The organism is Castellaniella sp. UC4447_H14, assembly GCF_052978285.1.
In genome coordinates, this window is record NZ_CM129666.1 from 2,812,628 (window position 1) to 2,837,941 (window position 25,314).

Below are 25,314 nucleotides of genomic sequence, written 5' to 3' on the forward strand. Positions count from 1 at the left end.
ACCTTGTTCGGAGAGTCGCCAGTCTTCTATAAGACTGATGGAGCAGCGGGTGCCATTGCGTGTAAGATGAGTTGCACGGCGTCTCGCGACGCCGGGGTGAGCAGCCAGTCGGGCCGCTGCATGCGACCATTGACCTGGCGGAGTACCGGAATCTTCCAGGAGAATTTGCAATGGATCACGCGAATAGTTTTGGGGCGCGCGCAACCCTGGATGTGGGAGGCAAGTCCTACCGCATCTACCGGCTGGACGCGTTGAAGCGGCAGGGGTTGAACCCGGATCGCCTGCCTTACGGTTTGAAAGTGCTGCTGGAAAACCTGCTCAGGACCGAGGGCAGCGGGTCGGTGACGGCCGACGACATCCGGGCGTTGGCTTCATGGGATCCCAAGGCCCAGCCCAGCCGCGAGATCGCCTTTACACCGGCGCGGGTCATCCTTCAGGACTTCACGGGCGTACCGGCGGTGGTCGACCTCGCCGCCATGCGCGATGCCATGAAGGCGTTGGGCGGCGACCCGGAGCGCATCAATCCGCTGGCCCCTGTGGAACTGGTCATCGACCACTCGGTCATCGTCGAGGATTTCGGACAGAACGCCTCCTTCAAGCGCAACCAGGAAATCGAATACCGGCGCAACCTCGAACGCTACAAGTTCCTGCGCTGGGGGCAGACCGCGTTCGACAACTTCCGCGTCGTGCCTCCCGATACCGGTATCGTGCACCAAGTGAATCTGGAGCACCTGGCCCGCGGCGTGTTCACGCGCCAGGTCGATGGCGTGACCGAAGCCTACCCGGATACCTGTGTGGGGACCGATTCGCACACCCCCATGGTCAATGGGTTGGGCGTCGTGGCGTGGGGGGTGGGCGGCATCGAAGCCGAAGCCGCCATGCTGGGGCAACCGATTTCCATGCTGATTCCGCGCGTGGTGGGGTTCAAGCTGCATGGATCGCTGCCCGAGGGCACGACTGCCACCGACCTTGTGCTGACCATCACGGAGATGCTGCGCAAGCACGGTGTGGTGGGCAAATTCGTGGAGTTCTACGGACCGGGCGTGGCGGCGGTGCCGCTGGCCAACCGCGCCACGATCGGCAACATGAGTCCCGAATATGGTTCGACGATCTCCATCTTCCCGATCGACGATGAGACGCTGGGCTACCTGCGCTTCACCGGCCGGCCCGAAGAGCAGGTCGATCTGGTCGAAGCCTACGCCAAGGCTCAGGGCCTGTGGCACGATCCGGACCATGAGCCGGAATATTCGGACACGCTGGAACTGGACCTGGGGACGGTGCAGCCGTCCATCGCCGGGCCCAAACGCCCGCAGGACCGGATTGCGCTGGCGGACGCCAAACCGGCGTTCGCCAAGGCCTTGGCCGCCTTGCCGGGCTCGCCGACTTCGAACCCCAAGGTGGTTCACATGGACCCGGGGATGGATTTTTCGATCGACCACGGTGCCGTGGTGATCGCAGCCATCACGTCCTGCACCAACACCTCCAATCCAGCCGTCATGATCGCCGCCGGCTTGCTGGCCAAGCGCGCCGTGGAGAAAGGACTGCGCACCAAACCGTGGGTCAAGACCAGCCTGGCGCCCGGATCCCGCGTGGTCACCGACTATTACGAGAAAGCCGGCCTGAATCCCTACATGGACAAGTTGGGCTTCAATCTGGTGGGCTACGGCTGCACGACGTGCATCGGCAATTCGGGGCCGCTGATTCCGGCGGTATCGGACGGTGTGCGGGCCAATGATCTTGCGGTGTGCTCGGTCCTGTCGGGAAATCGGAACTTCGAGGGCCGTATCCACTCCGAAGTGAAGATGAATTACCTGATGTCGCCGCCGCTGGTGGTTGCCTACGCCCTGGCGGGATCCATGAATCTGGACCTGGCCAAGGACCCGTTGGGCATAGGTTCCGACGGCAAGGACGTGTATCTGCGCGACATCTGGCCCACTTCGGCCGAAATCCAGAACGTCATTCAGTCTTCCATCACGGCGGACATGTTCAAGCGCGGTTATTCCAACGTGTTCGACGGGGGCGACAACTGGAAAGAGCTGCCCATGCCCGAGGGCAATCTGTACAGTTGGGATCCGGCCTCGACCTACATCCGCAATCCGCCCTATTTCTCGGGGATGGGCCGCAACCCGGATCCCGTGGCCGACATCAAGGGGGCGCGCGTGCTGGCGTTGCTGGGCGACTCGGTCACCACGGACCACATCAGCCCCGCCGGCACGATCGCCAAGAATTCGCCGGCCGCTGCGTATCTGAAGGACAAAGGCATAGAGCCTCAGGACTTCAATTCCTACGGCTCGCGGCGGGGCAACCACGAGATCATGATCCGTGGCACCTTCGCCAACGTCCGCCTGCGCAACCAGATCGCCCCGGGCACTGAGGGCGGCTGGACGCGCGACTTTACCCAGGATGGGGCGCCGGTCGCCACCATCTTCGAGGCGTCGGAACACTACCTGAAGACCGGGACACCGCTGGTCATTCTGGCGGGCAAGGAATACGGCTCCGGTTCGTCCCGTGACTGGGCCGCCAAGGGCACCATCCTGCTGGGCGTCCATGCGGTTATTGCCGAGTCCTATGAACGTATCCACCGCTCGAATCTGATCGGCATGGGGGTTTTGCCGTTGCAGTTCCCCGACGACCAGAATGCCTCGACCCTGGGCATCCGCGGCGAGGAGACCTTCGAGATCACCGGCGTGACAGCCTTCAATGACGGCCGGATGCCCGAAACGGTTCATGTGAAGGCCGGCGATGTGGAGTTTGACGCGCTGGTGCGCATCGACACACCGACCGAGGCGGAATACTTCCGCCATGGCGGGATTCTGCAGTATGCGATCCGCAACCTGCTGAACTGAGGGGCGTGCGTTACCGGCAGCCGCAACGGGCGGGCTTCGGCCCGCTTTTTGCTGCCGCGCCCCGCAGGCTCAGCCGCCCATCAGGCTGAAGGTTTCAGGGTCGGGGCCGATGCGCCCGTCCGGGTCGTCGAGTCCTGCAATCCGCTCCATCTCGGCATCGGTCAGGTACAGATTCCAAAGGTGGAAGTTTTCCCGGATGCGGTCCGTGTGGGCGGATTTCGGAATCACCATGTGGCCCATCTGAATATGCCAGCGCAGGGTGATCTGGGCGGGCGTAACCTGATGGGCATGGGCCAACTCCAGAATGACCGGATCCCGCAGGACCTGGCCGCGTCCCAGGGGACTCCAGGCTTCGGTGCGGATGTTGTGGGCGGTGTGGTAGGCCCGCAGCTCGGGCTGCTGGAAATGGGGATGCAGTTCGATTTGATTGACGACTGGCAGCACGCCGGTGCCGTCCAGCAACTGCTGCAGATGGCTGATCTGGAAGTTGCAGACCCCGATGGATTTGGCACGGCCGTCATCACGTAGCTGGATGAGTGCCTCCCAGGCTTGCAGGTACCGCTTCTGTTTGGGGACCGGCCAGTGGATCAGGTACAGATCCACGTAGTCCAGATGCATGCGGTCCAGGCTTTCCACGAAGGCGGACTTCGTACTATCGTGCCCGTGGCGATCATTCCAGACTTTGGTGGCCACGAACAGTTCGGCGCGCGGCACACCGCATTGCGCGATGCCCTGACCGACTTCGGCTTCGTTGTGGTAGATGTAGGCCGTGTCGATCGACCGGTAGCCGGCTTCGACGGCGGCCAGGACCGCAGGGACGGCCTCGGTGGTCTGGAGTTGCCAAGTGCCAAAGCCCAACTGTGGCGCACGGTTGCCATCATGGAAGGTGAGGTAGGGTTGGTTGGTGGACATGGGGCCCCCGTGGTCATCGTTATTCTGGAGTAGATCGAATGAGTGTACATAGTCGGACTCAGCGCGTCACCGTACCGCAGCTAATGGCTTGCAAAGACTCACAAAAGATCGCGGCATTGACCGCTTACAGCGCGCCCATTGCGCGACTGCTCGATGACGCTTTGGACATGGTGCTGGTGGGTGATTCCACCGCCATGGTGGCCTATGCGCTGCCCGATACGCTGTCCATTTCGGTCCCCACGATGACAGCCCATGCCGCCGCCGTGGTACGGGTCACGCATCATGCCTGCGTCGTCGTGGACATGCCTTTCGGCAGCTATCAGCAGTCACCGTCCCAGGCCTTTGCCAATGCGGCCGCCATGCTGGCCGGCAGTGGCGTCTCCGGCGTGAAGCTGGAGGGCGGGGCTGCCCTCGCCGAGACGACCCGGTTCCTGGTGGACCGAGGCATTCCAGTGCTGGCCCATGTAGGCCTGATGCCGCAGTACATGAACGTCATGGGAGGCTTCAAGGCGCAGGGCATGACTCCGGCGGCCGCCGACCGCATCTTCGAGGATGCGCGTGCCCACGCCGACGCAGGGGCATTTGGCGTAGTGCTGGAGGGCATCAGCGAGCCTCTGGCCTGCCGGATCACCGAGGCGCTCGCGATTCCGACTATCGGGATCGGGGCGTCCCCCCGTTGTGACGGTCAGATCCTGGTCACCGAGGACATTCTGGGCCTGAGTGGGGACCGGATACCAAAGTTTGCCAGGTGCTTCGGGGACGCCGCCGCCGTCATCCGCGAAGCGGCGCGCGCCTACGCGCAATCCGTGCGGGAAGAGACGTTTCCCACGTTAGATCAGTGCTTTGGCGTCAAGCGGCCGCAGTAATATTTCATCACTGATTTATTCTGTGTGCGTCGATATCCTTGCCGCGACGCTGCCGGGCAGATTTTCCGCGCTGCGCCGCGCAGACGCCGCCGCGTCAGGTTATGTATGGAAATTCGCCAGCTCGAGGCGTTCAATGCGGTGGTGACCAGCGGTAACGTTACGGCAGCCGGCCGTATGCTGGGTCGATCTCAACCGGTCGTCAGCCGACAGATCAGCGATCTGGAGGCGGAGCTCGGGTTCGTGCTATTCGAACGCACGCGGCCGACGATCACCCTGACCGCCCATGGGGCCGAGTTCTACCAGGAAGCGCGCAGCGTGCTGGTGGACCTGCAACAACTGGAAGTCCGGGCGCGCGACATGCGCAGCGGCCATGTGCGCCCTTTGCAGATTCTGGCCTCCACTGATCTGGCGCGCGGCCTCCTGCCGGAGGCGCTGGCGCGCATGAACCGCTTCGGCCCCGTCTTCCGCCAGCGTCTGATCGTGGACGAGGTCGTCCACGAAACGACCGCCGCCGAGGTCCTGGAAAGCCGGGCGGACTTTGCCTTCGTCAGCCTGCCGATTGCTGGCGACGCGCTGCACGTGCATTGGTGCGGCCAGGCTCCCTGCCAGCTCGCGCTGCCCAATTTTCATCCGCTGGCCGCCCAGGAGGTGATCAAGCTCGATGATGTCCGCGATACCGACGTGATAACGTTGCTGGGCCGCTACCGGATGCGCTATCACCTGACGCACAGCCTGGCCCGGGCGACCGCCGGCCAGACGCGGCGCCACATCGAAGTCGGCAGCCAGCGTTCGGCCTTCTCGATGGTGCGGGCCGGCCTCGGAGTTGCCTTGATGGATCCGTTTTCCATGCGGGGCGTACCGCTCGACGGCGTGGTCCTGCGCCCGGTGGTGGCGAACATTCCCTACCGGATCGGCGTGGTCTCCCAGACGTCGCGGGAATTGACCGAGGACGCCCATCGCCTCATCCTGGGGGTGCATCGCCATGTCCTGGACACCATTCCCGGCTATGTGGATACCGATTTCAACGGTCTGCCCCTGGGCGAGATTCGGCGTCCCGGAACCGTGCGCGTCGTGTGACCGTCTTTTGGGGGCGCATGCCGTCTTCGGCTCGGCGGGTGGGCGAGCTCGCCCGCGAGCTCACGGCCTGTGCGAAGATACGGCTTTCAACCCTTGCGGCGTCGATCGTGTCCCTGATGACTCCTGAATCGTGGATGCTTGCGATCCTGTGCGTGATCGTTGGCGTCTGCCTGGGGGGGTGGCCGGCTTTCCGGCGCGCCGAACGGCTGCGTGCGCAGCGCGATGCCCTCGATCAGGAACTCGTCCGCCTGCGGATCACGCACGAGGAAAAACTGGCCTCGATCCAGGCGTTGCAACAGACGTTCGAGCAATCGCGGGCGGCCATGAGAACCGAATTCCAGAGTCTCGCCAGCCAGGTTCTCGAGGAGAAAAGCCGGGTTTTTTCGCAGTCCAGCCAGACCTCGCTGGATACGCTGCTGCAGCCGTTTCGTGACCAGATCGAGAGCTTCCGCAGGCGGGTCAACGAGGTCCACGATGCGTCCGTGCACGGCCAGGCCCGCCTGGGAGCCGAGATTCGCCAAGTGCTGGATGTGGGGCTGAAGATGGGCGCGCAGGCCGACAATCTGGCCACCGCTCTTAAAGGCGACAAGAAGACGACCGGAATCTGGGGCGAGGTTCAGCTCGAGCGCAGCCTGCAGCTCGCGGGCCTGGTCGAAGGCGCCCACTATCAGGCCCAGGCCAGCTTCCGGGACGAATCCGGCAACCGCCGTTTGCCGGACTTCATCGTGAATCTGCCTGATGACAAGCACCTCGTGATCGACAGCAAGGTCTCGCTGGTGGACTACGCCCGTTCGGTGGATGCGGCGACGCCGGCGGAACGCGAGGCGGCACTGGCCTCCCATGTGCAGGCGGTGCGCCGGCATATGGACGAATTGTCGCGCAAGGACTACAGCAGCCTGCCGGGTATCAAGAGCCCCAGCTTCGTCCTGATGTTCATGCCGATCGAACCCGCCTACATCGAGGCAATGCGCGACGACCCGGGGCTTTTCGATCATGGCTGCCAGCACAATATCATCCTGGTCTCCCATACGACGCTGATGCCGATCCTGCGCACCGTGGCCAATCTCTGGATGGTGGCACGCGGGAATGAACAGGCCCGTGCGTTGAGCGACATGGCGGGCCATCTGTACAACCAGGTGGCGATGGTTGCCGAGCGATTGCAGAAACTGGGCGGCACGCTGCAGACGGTCAGCACGCAATACAACAGCGTGGTGACCGCGGTGGCGGGGCAGCAGGGACTGAGCGGCAAGGTGTCGCGGTTTTCGGAGCTGTCCGCCAAAGCCAACAAAGCCATGCCCGCCCTGGCCCCGTTGCATGTGGATCTGGAGGTGCATAGACTGAGCGATGTGGTCCCCGTGAAAGACGGCGAATCGGATACGCAGTGATGGCCGGCCGGTGACGCCTCCGGAACTCTTTCGCCGCCCGCGGGTCACAATTTGCGGTCTTTCATTCCTGTTTCTTCGGGGCGAACGCCGGTCCGCGTGGCTCCGAACGAGGAGCCACTCATGCATTCACACAGTCCCCGTTTCGCGCCATGGCGCGCCGCTGCCCTGATTTCCGCCCTGATCCTGGGCGGCGCATTTGTCGCCTCGCCGGCGCTGGCCGCTTCTTCGGCCGACAGCCAGGACGTGCTGACCGTTCAGTCCCAGTCGGGCGTGTCCTACCTGAACGGCGGGATTGGCGATGACGAGCAGGTCCAGATGCGGGGTGATGCCCGCAAGTGGCCGTTGCGCATGACTTTTTCCGAAGGGGACGCGGGCGCCTACGTGGCTGATGCCGAAGTGAAAATCACGGGCAAGGGCGGCAAGACCGTCTTTACGCTCGGCGGAGCGGGGCCCCTCACGTACGTCAAGCTCTCGCCGGGCGAGTACCGTGTCGTGGCCACCCATGGTGGGAAGAGCCTGTCCCGTTCAGTGCGTGTCGGGCGCAAGAGCACCGACCTCAATTTCCATTGGTGACTGCTGTTTTGAACAGCCCGTCCGGTGGTTGAGCCGGACGGGCTGCGGAACTGCCTAGCCTTGCCCCCGCACGGCGCAATTGCGCGCCAGAATCGTGTTGATGTGTTGGCCGCCGGCGTTGGCCGCTGCGTCCGAGCGCGTCAGCATGTTGCCGTTCACTTTTTCGGCATTGTCGACCGTGAACGGGCCTGTCGTCCAGGTGTAGCCTTCGCCCGTGAAGGTGGCTCCGACCAGGTTGGCCTTGCTGTTGGTATCGCGGGTCATGGCGATGGCCTGATTGTCATAGACTACCTGCGCCGTCACTGGATCGGTACCCTGGAACGTGTACTGCACCTCCAGGTTTATTCCGCGCTGGCCCTGCGCACTGCATTCGTAGCGTACGGTCTTCTGCGCGAGCTGATTCGCGGCATTCGGATGACTATCAGTCGTGGAGCATGCTGCCAGTGTGGCGCAGAGAGCCACGCCCGCAGCGCCTGTCAGATAGTGTTTGATCATGGTCATTGGACTCCTCGGCCCCGGAAAAAATTAGGAGCCGCGCCTTCAGCTTATAGCACCGGCGTTTGAAAATTCTGTGAACGGGTGTGTCAAAGGTTCACAATCGACGCGCTGCTGACGCGTGCTGTTTGGCCATGTCCAGAGGGGGAATGCGGTTGTCACGCGGCTCGTCCCGCGCCGCCCGTGCCGGATGCCGTAACCATCCATGAATGCCTTGTCCGTATATAATAATGATTATCATTTACATAAAAGAGACGTGGCTGCCCATCGCGGCGTTTCCGCGGGGGGCCGCGGCTCGGAGGACGGGCGCGTGATCGTATGCATTCCTGACGTATTGGACCCTCAGGCGCTGGCCCGGACATGCGCGCGCCTGGAGCGGGCGGGCGAGGCGTGGGTCGACGGCCGCGCGACGGCGGGCTACAGCGGGGCGCCGGTCAAGCACAATCAGCAGATTGCCGAGCGCTCCACTGTCGCCCGGGAATTGGGCGATGTCGTGCTCCAGGCGCTGGAGCGCAACCCTTTGTTCATCAGTGCCGCCCTTCCACTGCACGCGTATCCACCTCTGTTCAATCGCTATGGGGATGGGCAGCATTTCGGCAGCCATATCGATGGGGCTGTGCGGTTGGTGGCGGGGAGCCGCCAGCGCATCCGGACCGATATCTCGGTGACGCTGTTTCTGACGCCGCCGGACGACTACGAAGGCGGGGAGCTCGTGGTTGAGGACACCTATGGCGTCCATCCCGTGAAGTTGCCGGCCGGCCATGCCGTGGTCTATCCCGCGACCAGCCTCCACCATGTGCGTCCTGTCACACGGGGCGCTCGCCTGGCCAGTTTCCTGTGGGTGCAGAGCATGGTCCGCTCCGACGAACAGCGGCGGCTGCTGTTCGAGATGGACGGAGCGATCCAACGGCTGGGCGCCACGGGGGCGGACACCGCAGCTACCCGCAGCCTGGTCGGCTGCTATCACAATTTGCTGCGCGTGTGGGCCGAGACGTAGGCCTCGTCGGGGTCGGACTCTGACGCCGGTGCATGCGCCCGGGTCATTTCCCCGTTGTTTCCCGGGGGAGGAGGCTGTCGATGAGGATATGCGGAAATCCCTGCGAACCAGTCTCCACCCGCGCCTTTATCTGGTAGACGTCAGCCAGCACCCCGGGGGTGATCACGACTGCGGGCGCGCCATGGGCCACCAGGTTTCCCTCGTGGATCAGCAGCACTTCGTCACTGCGTTGCAGTGCCATATTCAGATCGTGCAGGACGACGAGCGTGGTCAGCTCGTGTTGCCGTGTTTCACGGGCGAGCACGTCCATGACGTGCCACTGGTGGTGCAGGTCCAGGGCGGACAGCGGCTCATCCAGCAGCAGCATCCGGGGCTGGCGGATCAATGCCTGGGCCAGTCCCACGAGCTGCTTCTGGCCGCCTGACAGTTCGTCCAGATACCTCATGGCCAGGGGAGCGATGCCGAGCCGATGCAGCACATCGGCGGCGGCGCCGGCGTCGGGCACCCCTCCAGCCGGCTCCGGTACATGAGCGGCCACGAGCACGGATTCCAGTACGCGCAGGTGTACGGCGGCCGGCAGCGACTGTGGCAAATAGGCCACCTGCCGCGCCCGATGCGCCGGCGAGCCGCGCGCGATGTCCGCGCCGCCCAGCAGGATCTGGCCGCTCGACGGTCTGAGCAGCCCCGCCAGTGCCTTGAGGAGTGTGGATTTGCCGCTGCCGTTCGGACCCAGCAGCGCGATGATGCGGCCCGACGGAAGAGGACCCGCCGATAGCGACCGGATCACGGGATGCCGGGCGTAGCCGACGGACAGGTGGCGAATTTCGAGCATCGTCACCTCAGGGGGCGGTGCAGGACCACCGCCAGAAAAAAGGGCACCCCGACGAGGGAAGTCACGATCCCCACGGGGATGATGATGCCGGGGACGATATTGCGGGAGGCCACCGAGGCCAGCGACAGGACGATGCCGCCTACCAGCGCGCTGCCAGGCAGATAGAATCGATGGTCTTCGCCGAAGAGGCGGCGGGCGATATGCGGAGCGATCAGGCCGATGAACCCGATGGTGCCGGCAAAGGACACGGCCAGCGCGGCCAGCAGGCTGATGCGTACCAGCGCTGCGAGCCGCAAGCGGGAAACGTTGATGCCGAAGCTGGCCGCACGGTCTTCGCCCAGACGCAGGGCAGTCAGCTTCCAGGTGTCGCGCAGCGACAGGGGCAGCACGAGGATGAAAGCCGACGCCAGGATCGCGACCTGGGTCCAGGATGCGCGCGAAAGGCTGCCCATGGTCCAGAAGACAAGACTTTGCAGGGCCTGGGCGCTGGCGACGTACTGAATCAACGAGACAGCGGCGTTGAATGAAAATACCAATGCGATGCCGAACAGAACCAGTCCCGAAGCGGTCATGCCGCCCCAGCGAGCCACTGCGTCCAGGATCAGCGCCGAGCCCAGGGCGAAGACGAAGGCGTTGACGGAAATCATCCAGGTTTGCGGGATGCCGGGCAGCGACAGTCCGAGCACGATCGCCAGCGATGCGCCCAGCGCGGCCGCCGAGGAAACGCCCAGAGTGAAGGGACTGGCGAGCGGGTTGTCCAGGATCGTCTGCATTTCCGCTCCCGCGTGTCCCAGCGCGAGGCCGGTAGCAACGGCCATGAGCGCGTAGGGCAGCCGGATGGTCCAGACGATGGCACGGGTGGTGGGGTCTGCCTCGCCGGGGTGAACCAGCGCGCGCGCCAGTTCGGGCCAGCTCAGGCCGGACGGTCCCAGCATGAAGTCGGTGGCCGCTGATGCCAGGATCAGGGCGGCGAGCCCCGCCAGAAGCCACCAACGGCGGCGCAGCAGTGAGCCGTATTCCGACAGGCTCCGCTCGCGGAGCGGCAAAGGCGCGCGTGGCTCCATGACTAGTGAGCATTCGCCCCGGGCATGGACATGCCGGGCATGTCAGACATCCTGTCCGGCATCCCCGATCGCGCCGGCGCCCGCGGTTGCGTGGCTTCACCCGGGGCCGCGGGGGCCGCTTTGAGCGTGACCTGATCGAAGTCGTCGATCAGGATTTCGACCTGGATCTCCCATTTTCCGGTTTCCGGCAGCGCCGGGACCGGGGCCAGCCAAAGCCCGTCCGCTTGCCGCGATGCCTTGCGTCGCATGGGTTCGATCCCGGCTGCCGGGTTGCTGAGGATCAGCGTGACCGCCTGTGCGGGAAAGGAGCCCGCCGCGGGATTGGACAGCCGGATGTGCCAGGCACCCGGTCCCGGATTCACCTGGGCCTGTACCTTGCTGTCGGCGAGCGTGACGGCCGAAATCATGGCTCTGCCCGCGTCCAGGCTGCGCGGCGGGGGGGTGAAGCGCCAAAGCGACACCACGGCCAGGATCAGCAGCGCCAGGATGAGTTCGACCCCGATCGCGATGCGCAGGTGGCGTGCGGCCCGTTCGGAGCCGGACAGGATGGGGCGGGTCAGGTGCCATCGGTTGTAGGCGGCAAGACACAGCAGCAGTCCGACCAGGCAGAGCTTGGCGATCAGGACCCAGCCATAGTCGGTCTGCCACAGGTCGCCGGGCTTGTCGAGCTGCAGGTAGGCCAGGCTTAGCCCGGTCACGGCCAGCAGTCCCACGACGGGGGTGATCCAGCGGGAGAATCCGGCCAGCGGCATAGCGTTCGCCGCCGTGTCAGCGGGCGTAGCCGATGGGGGCTGCGCCGGTTTTGGCAGCAGCGTGCGGGCGAGCGGGACGAGCAGGCCGATCCATGCGATGGCGGTCATCACATGCAGCGTGACGGCCGGGCGCGACAACCATTTGGGGGGCGCGGTGCCCGCATGGCCGCTGGCGGCAGCGCCCAGACCTGACAGGATGAGACTGGCCATGCCCAGGAGACGGGTGGGCAGGGCCCGGCGCGCGCCCAGCATGCCTGCGGCCGCCAGCAGGGCCAGGGCGTACAGCGCCAGGGTTGCCGCGTAGGTGCTGCCCAAAGCGGCCGACCACGTGTCCGCCTGCGCCAGCGCGGTCCACGGAACGTCGCGCAGGTCCAGGCCCTGCAGTCCCAGGTCGATCGGAAGCAGTACCAGGCCGGCCGCCACGAAGGGGCGTGCCCACGCCTGAAGGGTCCGGACGTGGATGGATCGGAACAAGGCGGCGCCCGTGGCGGCAAACAGACAAAGGTAGGTGAGCCAGCGCGTGAGCCAGATGGCGATGTCGCGGGCGACCGCCGGCACCGTCGCCGGCATCCGGGCACTGGGAGCGCCCACCGAGTAGTCCAATGTGCCGCCGACCGGGTGGCCGTCGGCCGATACGACGCGCCAGCTCAGCAGGAAGGTGCCTTGCGGTCTCGAACCGGCCGGGCGGGAGCCTGTCAGGGGCAGGCGGACTTTTGCATCTTGTTCGACCGGACGTCCGGTGGAGACCGGTTGACCCTGCGGGCTGATCAGCTTCAGCCCCGTGATGCTGACCGGTTCATTGAAGGTGAGGACGATTTCGCTGGGGGCCTGTTCCAGCACCGCCCCGGGTGCGGGGGATGCTGCCAGCAGGGACGCATGCCCCCATGCAGCCTGCGAGCAGAGGAGGAGGCCTGTCAGCAGCGCCAGGCCCGCTTTCATTTATGGTGGTGACCCGACGATGAGGGGGCGGTCAGCTTCAGGTGCGGCGCCGGATCGCTGGACTCATCGTCGCTGTCGGTCTTTTCGATCCATCGCGTCATCCCCTGCTTGCATTCCTGTATCGTGGGGAAGTACAGCGTGTCGCCCGCCTTCAGCGATGAAGAGAGGTAAGCCCGGAAGATGAATTCATCGTAGTACGCATCGGGCAGATCGCCGCCGCTCCAGGAGATCTCCCGCACGCCGCGGTCCACCTTTGCGCCATTCAGCGTTTGGGGATGGTCGTACCCGCCCTGTTTGACTTCGAGTCGCCAGCCCGGTTTGGGCATGGGTTTGACGTCCAGCACGCCGTCCGGAATCTGCACGCGTACTGCGGTGGTGTCCGACCCTTTGCAGCCGTGCGGCACGCGCACCACTGCCTTGTAATAACCGCCGGCCGGCGCCTGCCGCGTCTCCAGGGTGATGTGTGCCTGCGCGGCAGGCACCATGGCCAAGCCGCTCGAGGCGGCCAGTCCCGTGGCAAGGACGAATTTCAGAGGGATTGCACGCATGGGCGGCTCCTGGAGGCGTGAGGTTATATGAGAATGGTGCGCATTCCGGTGGTTCTGATTGTAGACTGAACCGATGGCCGGGCAAGCCGGCGCAGCCGCGGCCGAGGCTCGCGCGGGCAGCCTCGGCGGTTCGCGGGCAACGCCGGTCATCCGAACCCGCACTATCCACATCCCTGCCCTCGGGTCACGATCCCGGAGTGGTCGATGGCGTGGTGGATGGCATGGCCGCGGGCGCCATGGGCATCATGTTGGCGTTTTCCGCGTACATGACCCAGATCGAGGCGCCCAGTACGATGACCACCAGCACGACCGTGAAGATGAAGGCCAGCATGTTCCAGCCGCCCTCGGAGCGCGTATCCAGATGCAGGAAGAACACGATGTGGACCACGATCTGCACGGCTCCAAGCCCCAGCACCAACAGAATCAGCAGCAGCCGGTCCTGGATGACGTGGCCCATGACGAGCCAGAACGGGATGGCGGTCAGGATGGCGGCCAGCCCGAACCCCGTCAGGTAACCGCGCAGCGTACCGGAGTGGGTTTGAACGGACCAGGAAGCTTCTTCCGGATGCTGTCGGGGCACCGGCTTCATCGCAATACTCCCGCCAGGTAGACATAGCTGAAGACGCCCACCCAGACCAGATCGAGGAAGTGCCAGAACAGGCTGAGACATTGCAGGCGGCGCAGATTGGTTGCCGTGAACCCGGTACGTCCCAGTTGCGCCATCAGCACGATGAGCCACAGGATGCCGAAGCTGACATGCAGCCCGTGCGTGCCTACGATTGCATAGAACGAAGACAGGAAGGCGCTGCGCTGCGGGCTCGCGCCTGCGGCGATCATCGTTGCAAACTCGTGGAGCTCCAGGCCGACGAAGGCCGCCGCCAGTACGCCCGAGACCGCCAGCCACGCGAGCGTGGCGGTCTTGTCGGCGCGCGCCATGCGCAGCATCGCAAAGCCGAAGGTGACGGAGGACACAAGGAGCAGCGCCGTGTTCAGCGCCAGCCCCGGGAGGTCCAGTACCTGGGCCGCGGTCGGGCCACCGGCGTAGCTCGTGCCCAGCACCGCATTGGCCGTAAACAGCCCCGCGAAGATGAAGCAATCGCTCATCAGGTAGATCCAGAATCCGATGACCGAGCCATTCTCGACCCCGGGATCTTCGCGGCAATAGAACGACGGCCGGGCCGATGCGGCGTGTGGGGTACTCATGCCGTGGCGCCTCCGGCGGTCGGGTCCCACCGCGCGGCGCGCTCGGTGTGGTTCACTTCGGCAGCGGCGATGGCCCGCTCATGGTGGGTGTTGAAGGTATGGGCGATCAGGACCGCCACCGATCCCGCGAAGGATGCAGCCGCGAGCCACCAGATGTACCAGACCAGCGAGAACGCGCAGACGAACGCCGCCGCGCCGATGACCACCCCGGCCGTCGTATTGACGGGCATGTGGATGTCGTGGAATCCCTCCAGCGGGCGCCGGCTTCCGCGTGTCTTCATGTCCCACCAGGCATCGCGCTCATGCACCTGGGGAATGAAGGCGAAGTTGTAGTCCGGTGGCGGCGAGCTCGTCGCCCATTCCAGGGTGCGGGCATCCCAGGGATCGTTGCCGACCGCATAGGCTTCGCGGCGCCGGATGCTGATGCCGATCTGTACCAGGAAGGCCAGGATGCCCAGCAGGATGATGAAGGCGCCGATGGCGGCGGCGATGAACCACGGTTGCAGATTCATGTCCTCGAAGTGGCTCAGGCGCCGCGTCACGCCCATCAGTCCCATCAGGTACAGGGGACCGAATGCCAGCCAGAATCCCACCAGCCAGCACCAGAAGGAAACCTTGCCCCAGGACTCGTCGAGCCGGAAGCCGAACGCCTTCGGGAACCAGTAGTTGATGGCGGCGAACACCCCGAATACGACACCGCCGATGATCACGTTGTGGAAGTGCGCCACCAGGAACAGGCTGTTGTGCACCAGGAAATCGGTCGGCGCCACCGACAGCATCACGCCAGTCATGCCGCCGAGGATGAAGGTGAACAGAAAGCCCATGGACCACATCATGGGGACCGTGAAGCGCACCCGGCCGTGGTACATGGTGAACAGCCAGTTGAAGATCTTCACACCCGTCGGGATGGAAATGAGCATGGTCGTGAGCGAGAAGAACGAATTGACGTTTTCGCCCGATCCCATGGTGAAGAAATGGTGCAACCACACCAGGTACGACAGCACCATGATGGCCGTTGTGGCGTACACCATGGAAGAGTAGCCAAACAGCGGTTTGCGCGAGAAGGTGGGGAAGATTTCCGAATACACGCCAAACAGGGGCAGCACCAGAATGTACACCTCGGGATGGCCCCAGATCCAGAACAGGTTGACATACAGCATGAGGTTGCCGCCTCCGCCGTTCGTGAAGAAGTGCGTCCCCAGGTAGCGGTCCAGCGACAGAAGGAAGAGCGACACCGTCAGCAGCGGAAAGGCCGCCACGATCAGGCCGCTGGTGCACAGCGTCGTCCAGCTGAACATGGGCATCTTCATCAGGCCCATCCCGGGCGCGCGCATCTTGATGATCGTGACGATGAAATTGATACCCGACAGCAGCGTGCCAACGCCCGCCAGTTGAAGGGCCCAGATGTAGTAGTCCACGCCCGGTCCGGGGCTATGCCGGATGTCGGAAACGGGCGGATAGCCCATCCAGCCGGCCGTGGAAAAATCGCCCACGAACAAGGACACCATCACCATCATTGCGCCGCCGACGGTGAACCAGAAGCTCAGGTTGTTGAGAAACGGGAAGGCCACGTCGCGCGAGCCGATCTGCAACGGCATCACGTAGTTCATGAGGCCTGCGATGTAAGGCATGGCCACGAAGAAGATCATGATCGAGCCGTGCGCGCTGAAGATCTGGTCGTAGTGATGGGGCGGCAGATAACCCAGATTTGTGCCGAAAGCGACCGCCTGTTGCGCACGCATCATGATGGCGTCGGAAAAGCCGCGGAGCAGCATCACGGTCCCCAGGATCATGTACATGATGCCCAGCTTCTTGTGATCCACCGACGTCAGCCACTCGCGCCACAGATAGCCCCACTTGCGCTGTCTGGTGGTGAACGCGAGTGCTGCGACGGCGATGACCGCGATTCCCAGGAAGGTGTACTGGAGGATGCGATCCTCCGGCGAGCCGCCCAGCGGCAGCACCGAGAGCGAAAGACGTCCGAACAGGGAATTCCAGGGAACCGATTGATCAGGCAACATGGCTTGCGTTCCGTTTGAACCGATCAGCGCCGCGCGATGTGCGCCATTGGCTTTTGCTCCGGGACCGGACATTTCTGTCCCGGGTCGGCGCACCCGTGGAGGATGCGCGTGTACAAATCGGGCATGAAGCGCGCGTAGTAATGCACGGGCTCCGCCCGGCTGGGCCGCTTCAGGCCCTCATAGGCGGCGCGATCCAGTTGGGCGGTCGAGGCGCGCACCGTGCGGATCCACTGCTCGAAGGCCGGTTGCTCCAGGCCCTGGAAAAGGAAACGCATGTCGGTGAAGCCCGCGCCGCTGTAGTTGGCGGAGAACCCCTGGTAGCGGCCGGGGAGATTGATCACCGCATTGAGCCGGGTCTGCATTCCCGGCATGGTGTAGATCTGTCCGGCCAGTGTCGGGATGAAGAACGAATTCATGAATTGCGCGGCGGTCAGCTTGAACGCGATGGGGCGATCGACGGGGGCGGCCAGTTCGTTGACGGTGGCGACGCCGTACTGGGGGTAGAGGAACAGCCACTTCCAGGGCAGCGACACCACCTCGATCTCCAGAGGCTTCACCCCGGCGGGAACCGGCTTGTCGCGGGTTACGTGCGTCAACGGGCGATAGGGATCGAGCCGGTGGGTGCCGATCCAGCTCACCGCCCCGACGGCGATGATGACGAGCATCGGCCAGGCCCAGACCAATAGCTCGATCTGTGGGGAGTGATCCCACTCGGGTTCGTAGCGCGCCTGAGTGTTGGAGGCGCGGTAGCGCCAAGCCACGACCGCGACGGCGATGAGCACGGGGATGATGATGGACGCGATGATGATCGTCGTGGTGACCATGACATCGCTTTGTTGCCGGGCTACGTAGCCTGCGGGGTGCAACAGCACCAGGCTGCATCCGCCAAGCAGCAGCACGGGGAGGAACGACACACCTTGAAGCAGTCTCTTCGACATGGGACTTCTCGGTAGCAGAGGCTCCGGGCGACGATTCGGCCCGATCGCTGCATCCCCCCCGGCGTGCGCGTCCGACTCAGGAGAATCGCCCAAAGTCCCCTTGGGTATTCGCTGAAATCGTATTTAGAATAACTCTTGACTCCGCAATAGGGAAATTGACATGTCGCACAGTCACGCCCCGTCAGTCGGTCCTTCCGCCTTGGAACCCGATCCTTCCGCCCGCTCGCTGGAAGTCACCGCCCGGGACATTGTGGTCGGCGTGTTGATCGGCCGCACGGTCGCCTTCTTCGATCTCTTCGTGTTCGGGATTGCCTGCGCGCTGGTGTTTCCGCACGTCTTTTTCCCGTTCGTCGATGAGACCCGCGGGATGCTCTACGGCTTCGTCATCTTTGCGCTGGGATTCATCGCGCAGCCGCTGGGTTCGTTGTTCTTCATGTGGGCACAGCGGCGGTTCGGCCGCACGGTCCAGCTCACCGCCGCGCTTTTCCTGTCCGGTTCAGCCACGGTCGGCATCGCCTTCGTCCCCGCTTATGCCCTGATGGGCGGGGCCGCCCTCGTCGCGCTTGTGCTGCTGCGGTTGGCCCAGGGGTTCGCCATCGGAGGAAGCTGGAACGGGCTCGCTTCGCTGCTCGCCATGAGAGCGCCCCAGTCGCAGCGTGGATGGTATGCCTCCATTCCCCAGTTGGGCGCACCCATCGGGTTCATCGTCGCCGCGGCACTGTTCGCGTATCTGTGGTCGGCGCTGGGTGCGGAAGAATTTCTGGGCTGGGGATGGCGCTATCCCTTCTTTGTCGCCTTTACGATCAATGTGGTGGCACTGTTTGCGCGTCTGCGTCTCGTCGTCAGCCCCGAGTACATCGAGGCGCTGCAGGAACGCGACCTCGTGCCGGCGCCCGTCGCGCGGCTTTTTCGCGAACAGGGCCGCCTGGTCGTCCTGGGAGCGTTTGCATCGCTGGCCAGTTATGCGTTGCTGAACCTGGTGACGCTGTTCACGCTTTCATGGGCGCTGCTCCATGCCCACGAATCCCCGGACGGTTTTCTGCTGGTCCAGGTCGTGGGGGCGGCCATCGCCATCCCGTGCATGCTGCTGTCGGGGCGGCTTGCCGATCGAGTGGGCCGTCGCTCCACGCTGGGGCTCTGTGCCGCGCTGATCGCGGTCTACAGCGGCTGGACCGATGTGCTGCTGTCCGGCAATCGTGCCGAAAGCTATCTTTTCATTCTGATCGGCTTCGCCCTGCTGGGTTTTTCGCACGCCCAGGCGGCGGGCGCAGTCACAGCCAGTTTTCGTGCCGAATTCCGCTATTCCGGGGCCAACATCAGTTCCGATCTGAGCTGGTTGCTGGGCGCCGGTTTTGCGCCGGTAGTCGCGCTGTGGCTGGCGACGGAGCTGGGGGTCGGGTACGTCGGGCTCTACCTGCTGTCGGGGGCGGTCTGCACGTTGCTCGCACTATGGGCGAGCCGCCGGCTGGGCGGCCTGCCGGACGGGGATCCGCAGGACAGATCGCGTGCCTCGCGCAGGGAGCGGTAGGTTCGGGCGCGGCCGGGCCTCAGTGCCGGTCGACCTTGCCGAAGCTTTCCGCGAGCCAGTCGCGCATCATCCGGTACGAGCGGGCAGCGGCCTTGGCGTCGTAACGGCAATTGCCTGTCGCGGCGGTGGCTTCCGTTTCGGTGAAGCAATGTACGGCGTGGCCGATCTCGACGAACTGCCAGTCCGCCGTATCCTGGTGCATTTCGTCGGTGAATTTCGGCACGCCGGGCATGGTGCTGGTGTCGTCGGCGCCGTTGATCGCCAGCACCCTGGCCTTGATGTTTTTGGCGAGCGCAGGATTGTCGGTGCTCAGGTCGCCGTGAAAGGAAACGACAGCCTTGACGTCCGAGCCGCTGCGCGCCAGATCCAGGACGACAGCGCCACCGAAGCAGAACCCGATGGCGGCCAGCCGCGAACGATCGATGGGCGCGTGGGCGGCCTGGGCCTGGAGCTGCTCGAAGGCCTTGCGAATGCGCGCGCGCATCAGGTTTCGGTCGGCGTAAAGCGGTTTGACCGCGGCCTGGGCCTCCCCGGAGTTTTTGGGGCGTATGTGGTCGCCGTACATGTCGGTGAGCAGGATAACGTAATCATGCCCGGCGATGCGCTCGGCCTTGGCGATAGCGATGTCGTTGATGCCGGACCAGTTCGGCACCATGACCAGTCCCGGGCGCTCGGCCTGTGATGCGTTGTCGTAGACGAGAACGCCTTTGAAGGACGTTCCGTCCAGCGTCCAGGTCACCGGTTCCGCCGTCATTTTGGCGGAAACCGGCCACGCGATGAGCATGGGCAGCGCGATGAGCAAGGTGCGCAGCAATGTCATGGGATATCTCCCGTGGTCCATCCGGTAGGCTACCGGGCCGGCAACGCGGGAGCAAGTCCCGTACCGGGGTGCGGACCGCCCTGTCGTGCGGCAAGCCCTTCCGAGGCCGGAAAGGGGCTCCTTATGGGGGATAGGATGATACTCATTGTAGTCAATGGGGTCGAACGCCTATATACTGAAGCAGACTCCGGCGCGAGGGCAGTGTGCCTGTTGGTTTGGCGACCGTGACACCTTCGCCCCGCCGGTGACGTAATGGGATTGGCCATGTCGTCGCAATTCAATGAAGGGGCTGGTTATGTCCGGCGAACTGATGGAATCGTTGCTTTTTGCCTACTTCGGCACCCGAAGTCCGTACTGGAAGCTGTCAGCCGACAGTAACGCGCTGCAGTTGGCGGGTACCGAGGGCATCCCGAACCTGGCGGTCGCACTGGCGCCGACGCAGGCCGACGCCATTCGGGCCTTCTCCGGCGTGACCTCTCACGCCGAAATCGACATCACGCTTTTTGGCGAGCCCCAGAAGCTCAGCCTGGTCGGCAAAAAGGACAGCGCCTATTCGTGGTCGGGCACGGCTTCCGACTACATGGATACGCCGGCTGTGGCCAAAGACCTCTCCCAGGGGCTGGAATTTGCCGAGCAGGTCATTTCCGAAGTCAATTCGCTCGTGGTCATCATTGATCACAATTTCAACATCTTGCGCTTCAACCGTTTGTGCGAGGAAGCCACCGGTATCCATGAAAGGGACGTCATCGGGAAGAGTGCGCATGCCTTCATGGCGGCGGACGAGCGCGACGCCTCGCGCAGCAACCTCAGCGAGTTCTTCCGCAACTCGGTGTCCTACGAAGTAGAGCGCACCATCAATACCCTGAACGGCCCGCGTCTCATCAAGTGGCGAAACAAGTTTGTCCAAAGCGGCAGCGGCCCCGACGAGCGTTATCTGGTCTGTTCGGGCACCGACGTCACCGAAGAACGCAAGGCCCAGGCCAAGCTGCTGGAACTGGCGACCATCGACACGCTGACCGGCTTGCCCAATCGCAATGCCATCCACGAAAAAATCTCTGAATTCCTCGCTGCCGGAAGGCGCTTTGGGGTCCTGTTCCTTGATCTGGACGACTTCAAGCAGGTCAACGACCATTACGGTCACACGATAGGCGACGACCTCATCAAGGCAGTGGCGCTCAACATCAGCCGGTCCCTGCGCGACGGCGACGTCGTGGCGCGGATGGGCGGTGCCGCCTTCCTGGTCCTGGTCCCCGACACGTCGGTCGCGCTGCTGGAACACATGGCCCAGCGGATCATCGACCGCCTCAAGGCGCCGATCAGCCTGGGGCTCGTCGAGATCTACGCGGGCTGTTCCATCGGTATCGCCCTCAGTCCGGAACACGCCGACACGGTGGATCAGTTGTTGCGCCGCGCCGACACGGCGCTGTATGTTGCCAAGGATGCCGGAAAGCGCACCTACCGCGTCTTTTCTTCCGAGATGGACAGCAAAGTCGCCGAGTGCATCTGGCTGGATGTCAACCTGCGCAAGGCCCTGGAAGCAGAGGACCAGCTCCAGCTCTACTATCAGCCGAAGCTGTGCGTCGAGACGGGCGAAGTCCGCAGCGTGGAGGCGCTGCTGCGCTGGGTTTCCCCGGAACGGGGCCTTGTCCTGCCTGGCGATTTCATTTCCTATGCCGAGGACTCCGGGCTGATCGTGCCCCTGGGCCGCTGGGTCATGAGGACCGCCGCCAAGCAGGCTGCCGCGTGGCAGGCCAACAAGCTGAATCTTCGCATCGCAGTCAATCTTTCCGCCCGTCAGCTGGCCAGCCCGACGATCGTCCAGGACTTCGCAGAGGCCTTGCGTGAAGCAGGCCTCACTCAGTGCCCGCTCGATATCGAGTTGACCGAGAGCTGCCTGATCAACGATGCGGTATCGGCCCAGACCATCATTGCCCAATTCCGTCAGCTCGGTGCCCAGGTCCACCTGGACGATTTCGGCACCGGCTATTCGTCGCTCTCGCAGTTGGCGCGCTTGCCGCTCGATGCGATCAAGCTGGACCAGAGCTTCGTCCGCGCCGTGGACGAGAACCTCATTTCCCAGACACTCGTACGGTCGATGATTGCCGTGGCCAAGCAGCTCAAATTCACGATCATTGCCGAAGGCGCGGAGTCCCAGAGCGAGGCCGACTTCCTGAGGGACGAAGGCGTGGATTTCATCCAGGGCTATTTGTACGGTCTGCCGATGCCCGCCAAGGAATTCGAGGATTGGCTCAACAGCAAGGGCAGGAAGCTGAGGCTGGTGGCCTGACGGTCGCTTGCCCCCGGCCCCGTGGCTATCCCGGGGCCGGTCCGCCATGGCGACGCGTACCGGAGGCCTCGGTGTAGGCCAGGTGCCCCGGCCTAGGCCACGCTCTGTATCTTGTTCGTGTGGCGATTCTGCAGCATGACCAGCCGTTCCATGTACAGCAGGTCCTTCTCTTCGATCTGGAAGGCGGCTCTCGCCCAGTCTTCGGTGATTTCCATGAGTTCCGCGCGGTCGACGGGCAGGACACGCTGCCGGGCCCGGAGCATGCCCCGGATGCCGTTCAGCTTTGGCCGGATGACATCGATGAAGGTCCGGGTCGCCAAGAAGCCGCCGTCTTCTTCGAAGACCTGATCCACCAGGCCCTTGTCCAGATACCATTCGGCGGTGTGGGACTCTCCTGAGGCGATCAGTTCTTCGGCGAGCCTCATGTGCGATTTGCGGGCCACCAGCGAGTAGGCACCCATCCCCGGGAACAGGTTGAAGGCGATTTCCGGGAAGCCCATCCTGACGTTCTGTTGGGCCAGAATGTAGTGATGGGCCAGCGCTGCTTCGAACCCCCCGCCCAGGGCTGTACCCTCGACCATCGCGATTGAAATCGCCCCCGTTCCGAATCCTGTCATGGCCTCGTAGATCGCGTCGATGCACGCTCGCGCGTAGGACAGCAAAACCTCCTGTTCACCCGCACGTATGCGCGAGACGAACAGGTTCAGGTCGCCACCGACGTTGAAAACCTGGTGTACCGTCGAGCCTGTCACCCAGAAGTCGATAGGCAGACCCGATTTCCGGGCAGCGCGGCCTAATTGGGAGATATCCCGGAGCAATTCGGGGTTGAAACAAGGCCTGGGCGCGGCGCGCAACATCATCCACATGATGTTGCGATCTTCCTCGTAGTACGGCGTGATCTGCGTCAGATCTTCGGCTTCGGTAAAGAGTCGGCAACGCGGGTGGTCTGCTAAGTTCATTGCTCAGTTCGACGGGAGAGTGCATGCCTTTTGGGCGCCACGACCGGGAGGCGACTGATACCATGGTTATTCGCTTCTCGAGATCCGGTTGTGTCTGTTCGCATTGAAACGCTCCTGCCTGATGATGAAACCCGGGTCTCGCGCCCGGGCTTGAGTCTGACCGTCGCGGTCTCCGGAGTCAAGTCGCATTCCCCCGAATTGTCACAGGCCCCCTCAGTACTGATACGAGATCTGGACGCCCAGAAGGTTCGCATTGGCTTGCCAGTCACCTTTTACCGTACCTTTTTTGGGATCAGTGCTGTTGTTGATGGCAGGGTTGAAGAATAGGCGGGCGTAGCCCACGTCGATCGTGGTGTTCGGGTTGAGCCGGTATTGGGCGCCAATGGAGGCGGAGATCCGGTCGTTGTCGGGCAGGGAAGTCGGGCGCACGGCGTCGCCGGGAATCGGCGACTGATCGTAGCTGATGCCTCCCTTGAATTTCCAGCCTGGCGAATATTGGTAGTTGACGCCCAGGGCTAGCCGCCAGGTATCGCGGAATTTGAGTGTCAGGTGATCTTCGCCCAGTACTCCATTGTTGATGTCCAGCGACGGCAGGCGGCTCCAGCCGGTCCAGGACACATCGCCCAGCAACTGCCATTTGCTGTTGAGATCGTGCACGACGCTGAAGATGGCCGTATCGGGCAGTGTGAAGCTGACGCTGTTGCCGACGCTCGAGGGCAACATCCCGGCCATCGGGGCCGGGATGTTGCTGAGTGTCGTCGTGCCGGATCCGCTGTAGTCCAGGGCCGAGCGGTACGAGGCGCCGATCCGCGTATCGGGTGTGAGCTGGTAGAGCAACCCGAGGTTCCAGCCCCATGCGTCCCCTGTCAGCTTCGCCTCGGCATTCATGTCGGACGGCCCCGCGGGGATTTTGCGCTGGTAGTCGGCTTCCAGACGCTGCCAGTTGACGCCTGCCCCGATCGAAAGCCGGTCATTGACCCGGTAAGCGACCGAAGGGTTGATGTTGATCGTCTGGATGCTGAATTCGGTCGACTGGTAGCGGCCGATCCAGTTTTCGTCGTATTTTGTCGACAGGCCGAAGGGGCTGCTCGCGCCCAGTCCGACAAACCATTTGGGGCTGAGCTGCCACGAAAAGTAGGCGTTCGGGACTGCGTGGACCGCACCCGCGTTACCCCCGGGGTTCGACCCCAGCGGGAGGCCTCCGGGTCCGGTGCTGCCGCCGTCGTTGAACTTGAACGTCGTCGAAATGGCTGTGACGCCGGCCGACGCGTTGAAGCCCGGCAATCGCGTCATTCCCGCGGGATTGAAAAAGATGGTGCTGGCGTTGTCGGCGATGGCCGCCGAACCTGCGTAGCCGTTGGCCAAGCCGCTTGCGTTTTGTTCGGCGAGCTGGAACGCAGAGGCGTGAGCCTGGCCGGCGACGACACCCAGGCCGATCGTGGCCAGAATACGCCAGTGAAGCGGGTTGGTGATCCGCCGGTTGTCGCTTCGTGGTGGAGAGTCGGTCGCTCGCATGGTGCCCCTGCAAAAATGTCCATGGAAGACAGGCTCGAATCAGTTGCGCCTGTTACTTTTCGTACGATAAATGGTGACGGCGCTAGGCGCAAGTAAATGCCGCGCTTTAGCGCAGTTTCCGCAATTGCACCTGCGTGTCTCCCGTTTCGCTCGACACCCAGGCGCTTGCGTCTTGTATGTTGACGTTCAGCGTCATCTTCCGCGATGCCAGCCGGGCCAGCGCCGTCGTTTCCTCGGCGGCCAGCACGTATACGCTGAGGTTGCCGGCGCGTTTCAGGTGGTTCTGAACGCCTTGCCACCACAGCGCGGCATTACGCCCGTAGGCGACGACGATCACTGCTTCCGCTCTGCCGCAGGCTTTCAGGACGCGCCGTTCGTCCGGCAGACCGGTCTCCACCCATTGCAGGATCGCTCCCGTCAGGTCCTTGCGCCATAGATCCGGCTCGTCGGTGGAGGACAACCCTCGTGTGAATTCCAGCGCGTCGTCCGCGTCCGTGAAGAGTGCGTAGGCCAACAGCCGCACCATCATGCGTTCGTCAGTCTCGGAGGGGTGTCGGGCTACGGTGAGACTGTGGCTGCCGTAGTAGCCGCGGTCGTTGTCGGCGATGTGCAGGTCAGCTTTATGAATAGTGGCGCGAAGGGCCATGGGCGGCTTCTATGGGCAATAAAAAGGGGGGAGTGAAGCGCATGAATCGCAGGGGATTAGAGCACAAAGGCGCGTGCTTCGCGGCGGGCGACGACGGGCCGCGTCGACGAT

The 25,314-nt window shown here is 63.8% G+C and carries 22 protein-coding genes; 8 read left to right on the top strand and 14 right to left on the bottom strand.

What is annotated here, in order from left to right; genetic code table 11:
- Positions 1 to 170: 170 nt before the first annotated feature.
- Positions 171 to 2,846 carry an aconitate hydratase AcnA gene (gene acnA, locus ACVCMJ_RS13570; protein ID WP_447081928.1) on the top strand — a complete coding sequence of 892 codons (2,676 nt, stop codon included), beginning with the start codon at positions 171 to 173 and terminating at the stop codon, positions 2,844 to 2,846.
- 69 nt (positions 2,847 to 2,915) lie between these two features.
- Here the strand turns inward: acnA and ACVCMJ_RS13575 are convergent, their stop codons facing one another.
- Positions 2,916 to 3,758 carry an aldo/keto reductase gene (locus ACVCMJ_RS13575; RefSeq protein WP_447081929.1) on the bottom strand — a complete coding sequence of 281 codons (843 nt, stop codon included), beginning with the start codon at positions 3,756 to 3,758 and terminating at the stop codon, positions 2,916 to 2,918.
- Positions 3,759 to 3,796: 38 nt separating this feature from the next.
- On the opposite strand from ACVCMJ_RS13575, the gene panB reads away from it, so the two are divergent.
- From panB to ACVCMJ_RS13595, 4 genes are all read left to right on the top strand, one after another.
- A complete protein-coding gene (panB, locus tag ACVCMJ_RS13580) occupies positions 3,797 to 4,624 on the top strand; it encodes a 3-methyl-2-oxobutanoate hydroxymethyltransferase (RefSeq protein WP_447081930.1) in 828 nt (275 codons plus the stop codon).
- Positions 4,625 to 4,729: 105 nt separating this feature from the next.
- A complete protein-coding gene (locus tag ACVCMJ_RS13585) occupies positions 4,730 to 5,701 on the top strand; it encodes a LysR family transcriptional regulator (protein ID WP_447081931.1) in 972 nt (323 codons plus the stop codon).
- A gap of 17 nt (positions 5,702 to 5,718) precedes the next feature.
- Positions 5,719 to 7,086, top strand: coding sequence for a DNA recombination protein RmuC (locus ACVCMJ_RS13590; RefSeq protein ID WP_447081932.1), 1,368 nt, complete (start codon positions 5,719 to 5,721; stop codon positions 7,084 to 7,086).
- A gap of 120 nt (positions 7,087 to 7,206) precedes the next feature.
- Positions 7,207 to 7,659: a hypothetical protein gene (locus ACVCMJ_RS13595; RefSeq protein ID WP_447081933.1), complete on the top strand. Its 453-nt coding sequence runs from the start codon at positions 7,207 to 7,209 to the stop codon at positions 7,657 to 7,659.
- Between the two features lie 54 nt (positions 7,660 to 7,713).
- Here the strand turns inward: ACVCMJ_RS13595 and ACVCMJ_RS13600 are convergent, their stop codons facing one another.
- Entirely contained in the window at positions 7,714 to 8,160 is a 447-nt protein-coding gene (locus ACVCMJ_RS13600; protein WP_447081934.1) for an ACP-like domain-containing protein, read from the bottom strand.
- Positions 8,161 to 8,464: 304 nt separating this feature from the next.
- Between ACVCMJ_RS13600 and ACVCMJ_RS13605 the strand changes: the two genes are divergently transcribed.
- Complete coding sequence (locus tag ACVCMJ_RS13605; RefSeq protein ID WP_447082595.1) at positions 8,465 to 9,151, top strand: Fe2+-dependent dioxygenase; 687 nt, start codon at positions 8,465 to 8,467, stop codon at positions 9,149 to 9,151.
- Between the two features lie 43 nt (positions 9,152 to 9,194).
- Here the strand turns inward: ACVCMJ_RS13605 and ACVCMJ_RS13610 are convergent, their stop codons facing one another.
- The 8 genes from ACVCMJ_RS13610 to cyoA form a co-directional block, all read right to left on the bottom strand.
- Complete coding sequence (locus ACVCMJ_RS13610; protein ID WP_447081935.1) at positions 9,195 to 9,983, bottom strand: ABC transporter ATP-binding protein; 789 nt, start codon at positions 9,981 to 9,983, stop codon at positions 9,195 to 9,197.
- A 2-nt stretch (positions 9,984 to 9,985) separates the two neighbouring features.
- A complete protein-coding gene (locus ACVCMJ_RS13615) occupies positions 9,986 to 11,047 on the bottom strand; it encodes a FecCD family ABC transporter permease (RefSeq protein ID WP_447081936.1) in 1,062 nt (353 codons plus the stop codon).
- A 2-nt stretch (positions 11,048 to 11,049) separates the two neighbouring features.
- Positions 11,050 to 12,738: a copper resistance CopC/CopD family protein gene (locus ACVCMJ_RS13620; protein WP_447081937.1), complete on the bottom strand. Its 1,689-nt coding sequence runs from the start codon at positions 12,736 to 12,738 to the stop codon at positions 11,050 to 11,052.
- Positions 12,735 to 13,286: a YcnI family copper-binding membrane protein gene (locus ACVCMJ_RS13625; RefSeq protein ID WP_447081938.1), complete on the bottom strand. Its 552-nt coding sequence runs from the start codon at positions 13,284 to 13,286 to the stop codon at positions 12,735 to 12,737. Before ACVCMJ_RS13625 ends, ACVCMJ_RS13620 begins: the two co-directional genes overlap by 4 nt.
- 184 nt (positions 13,287 to 13,470) lie before the next feature.
- Positions 13,471 to 13,875: a cytochrome o ubiquinol oxidase subunit IV gene (gene cyoD / locus ACVCMJ_RS13630; protein WP_447081939.1), complete on the bottom strand. Its 405-nt coding sequence runs from the start codon at positions 13,873 to 13,875 to the stop codon at positions 13,471 to 13,473.
- Positions 13,872 to 14,489, bottom strand: a complete 618-nt coding sequence (cyoC, locus tag ACVCMJ_RS13635) for a cytochrome o ubiquinol oxidase subunit III (protein WP_447081940.1) — start codon at positions 14,487 to 14,489, stop codon at positions 13,872 to 13,874. The genes cyoD and cyoC overlap by 4 nt, the downstream gene beginning before the upstream one ends.
- Positions 14,486 to 16,507, bottom strand: coding sequence for a cytochrome o ubiquinol oxidase subunit I (cyoB, locus tag ACVCMJ_RS13640; protein WP_447082596.1), 2,022 nt, complete (start codon positions 16,505 to 16,507; stop codon positions 14,486 to 14,488). Before cyoB ends, cyoC begins: the two co-directional genes overlap by 4 nt.
- Before the next feature lie 26 nt (positions 16,508 to 16,533).
- Complete coding sequence (gene cyoA, locus ACVCMJ_RS13645; RefSeq protein ID WP_447081941.1) at positions 16,534 to 17,448, bottom strand: ubiquinol oxidase subunit II; 915 nt, start codon at positions 17,446 to 17,448, stop codon at positions 16,534 to 16,536.
- 160 nt (positions 17,449 to 17,608) lie between these two features.
- On the opposite strand from cyoA, the gene ACVCMJ_RS13650 reads away from it, so the two are divergent.
- Complete coding sequence (locus ACVCMJ_RS13650; protein ID WP_447081942.1) at positions 17,609 to 18,976, top strand: MFS transporter; 1,368 nt, start codon at positions 17,609 to 17,611, stop codon at positions 18,974 to 18,976.
- A gap of 19 nt (positions 18,977 to 18,995) precedes the next feature.
- On the opposite strand, the gene ACVCMJ_RS13655 is transcribed toward ACVCMJ_RS13650, so the two are convergent.
- Complete coding sequence (locus ACVCMJ_RS13655) at positions 18,996 to 19,796, bottom strand: dienelactone hydrolase family protein (protein WP_447081943.1); 801 nt, start codon at positions 19,794 to 19,796, stop codon at positions 18,996 to 18,998.
- A 295-nt stretch (positions 19,797 to 20,091) separates the two neighbouring features.
- Here ACVCMJ_RS13655 and pdeR point away from each other — a divergent pair, with 295 nt between their 5' ends.
- On the top strand, positions 20,092 to 22,083 hold the full coding sequence (pdeR, locus tag ACVCMJ_RS13660) for a cyclic di-GMP phosphodiesterase (protein WP_447081944.1): 1,992 nt from the start codon (positions 20,092 to 20,094) through the stop codon (positions 22,081 to 22,083).
- Positions 22,084 to 22,175: 92 nt separating this feature from the next.
- On the opposite strand, the gene ACVCMJ_RS13665 is transcribed toward pdeR, so the two are convergent.
- From ACVCMJ_RS13665 to ACVCMJ_RS13675, 3 genes are all read right to left on the bottom strand, one after another.
- Entirely contained in the window at positions 22,176 to 23,042 is an 867-nt protein-coding gene (locus ACVCMJ_RS13665; protein WP_447081945.1) for a crotonase/enoyl-CoA hydratase family protein, read from the bottom strand.
- Positions 23,043 to 23,255: 213 nt separating this feature from the next.
- Positions 23,256 to 24,557 carry an OmpP1/FadL family transporter gene (locus ACVCMJ_RS13670; protein WP_447081946.1) on the bottom strand — a complete coding sequence of 434 codons (1,302 nt, stop codon included), beginning with the start codon at positions 24,555 to 24,557 and terminating at the stop codon, positions 23,256 to 23,258.
- Between the two features lie 106 nt (positions 24,558 to 24,663).
- Complete coding sequence (locus ACVCMJ_RS13675) at positions 24,664 to 25,203, bottom strand: YaeQ family protein (protein ID WP_447081947.1); 540 nt, start codon at positions 25,201 to 25,203, stop codon at positions 24,664 to 24,666.
- Positions 25,204 to 25,314 lie beyond the last annotated feature (111 nt).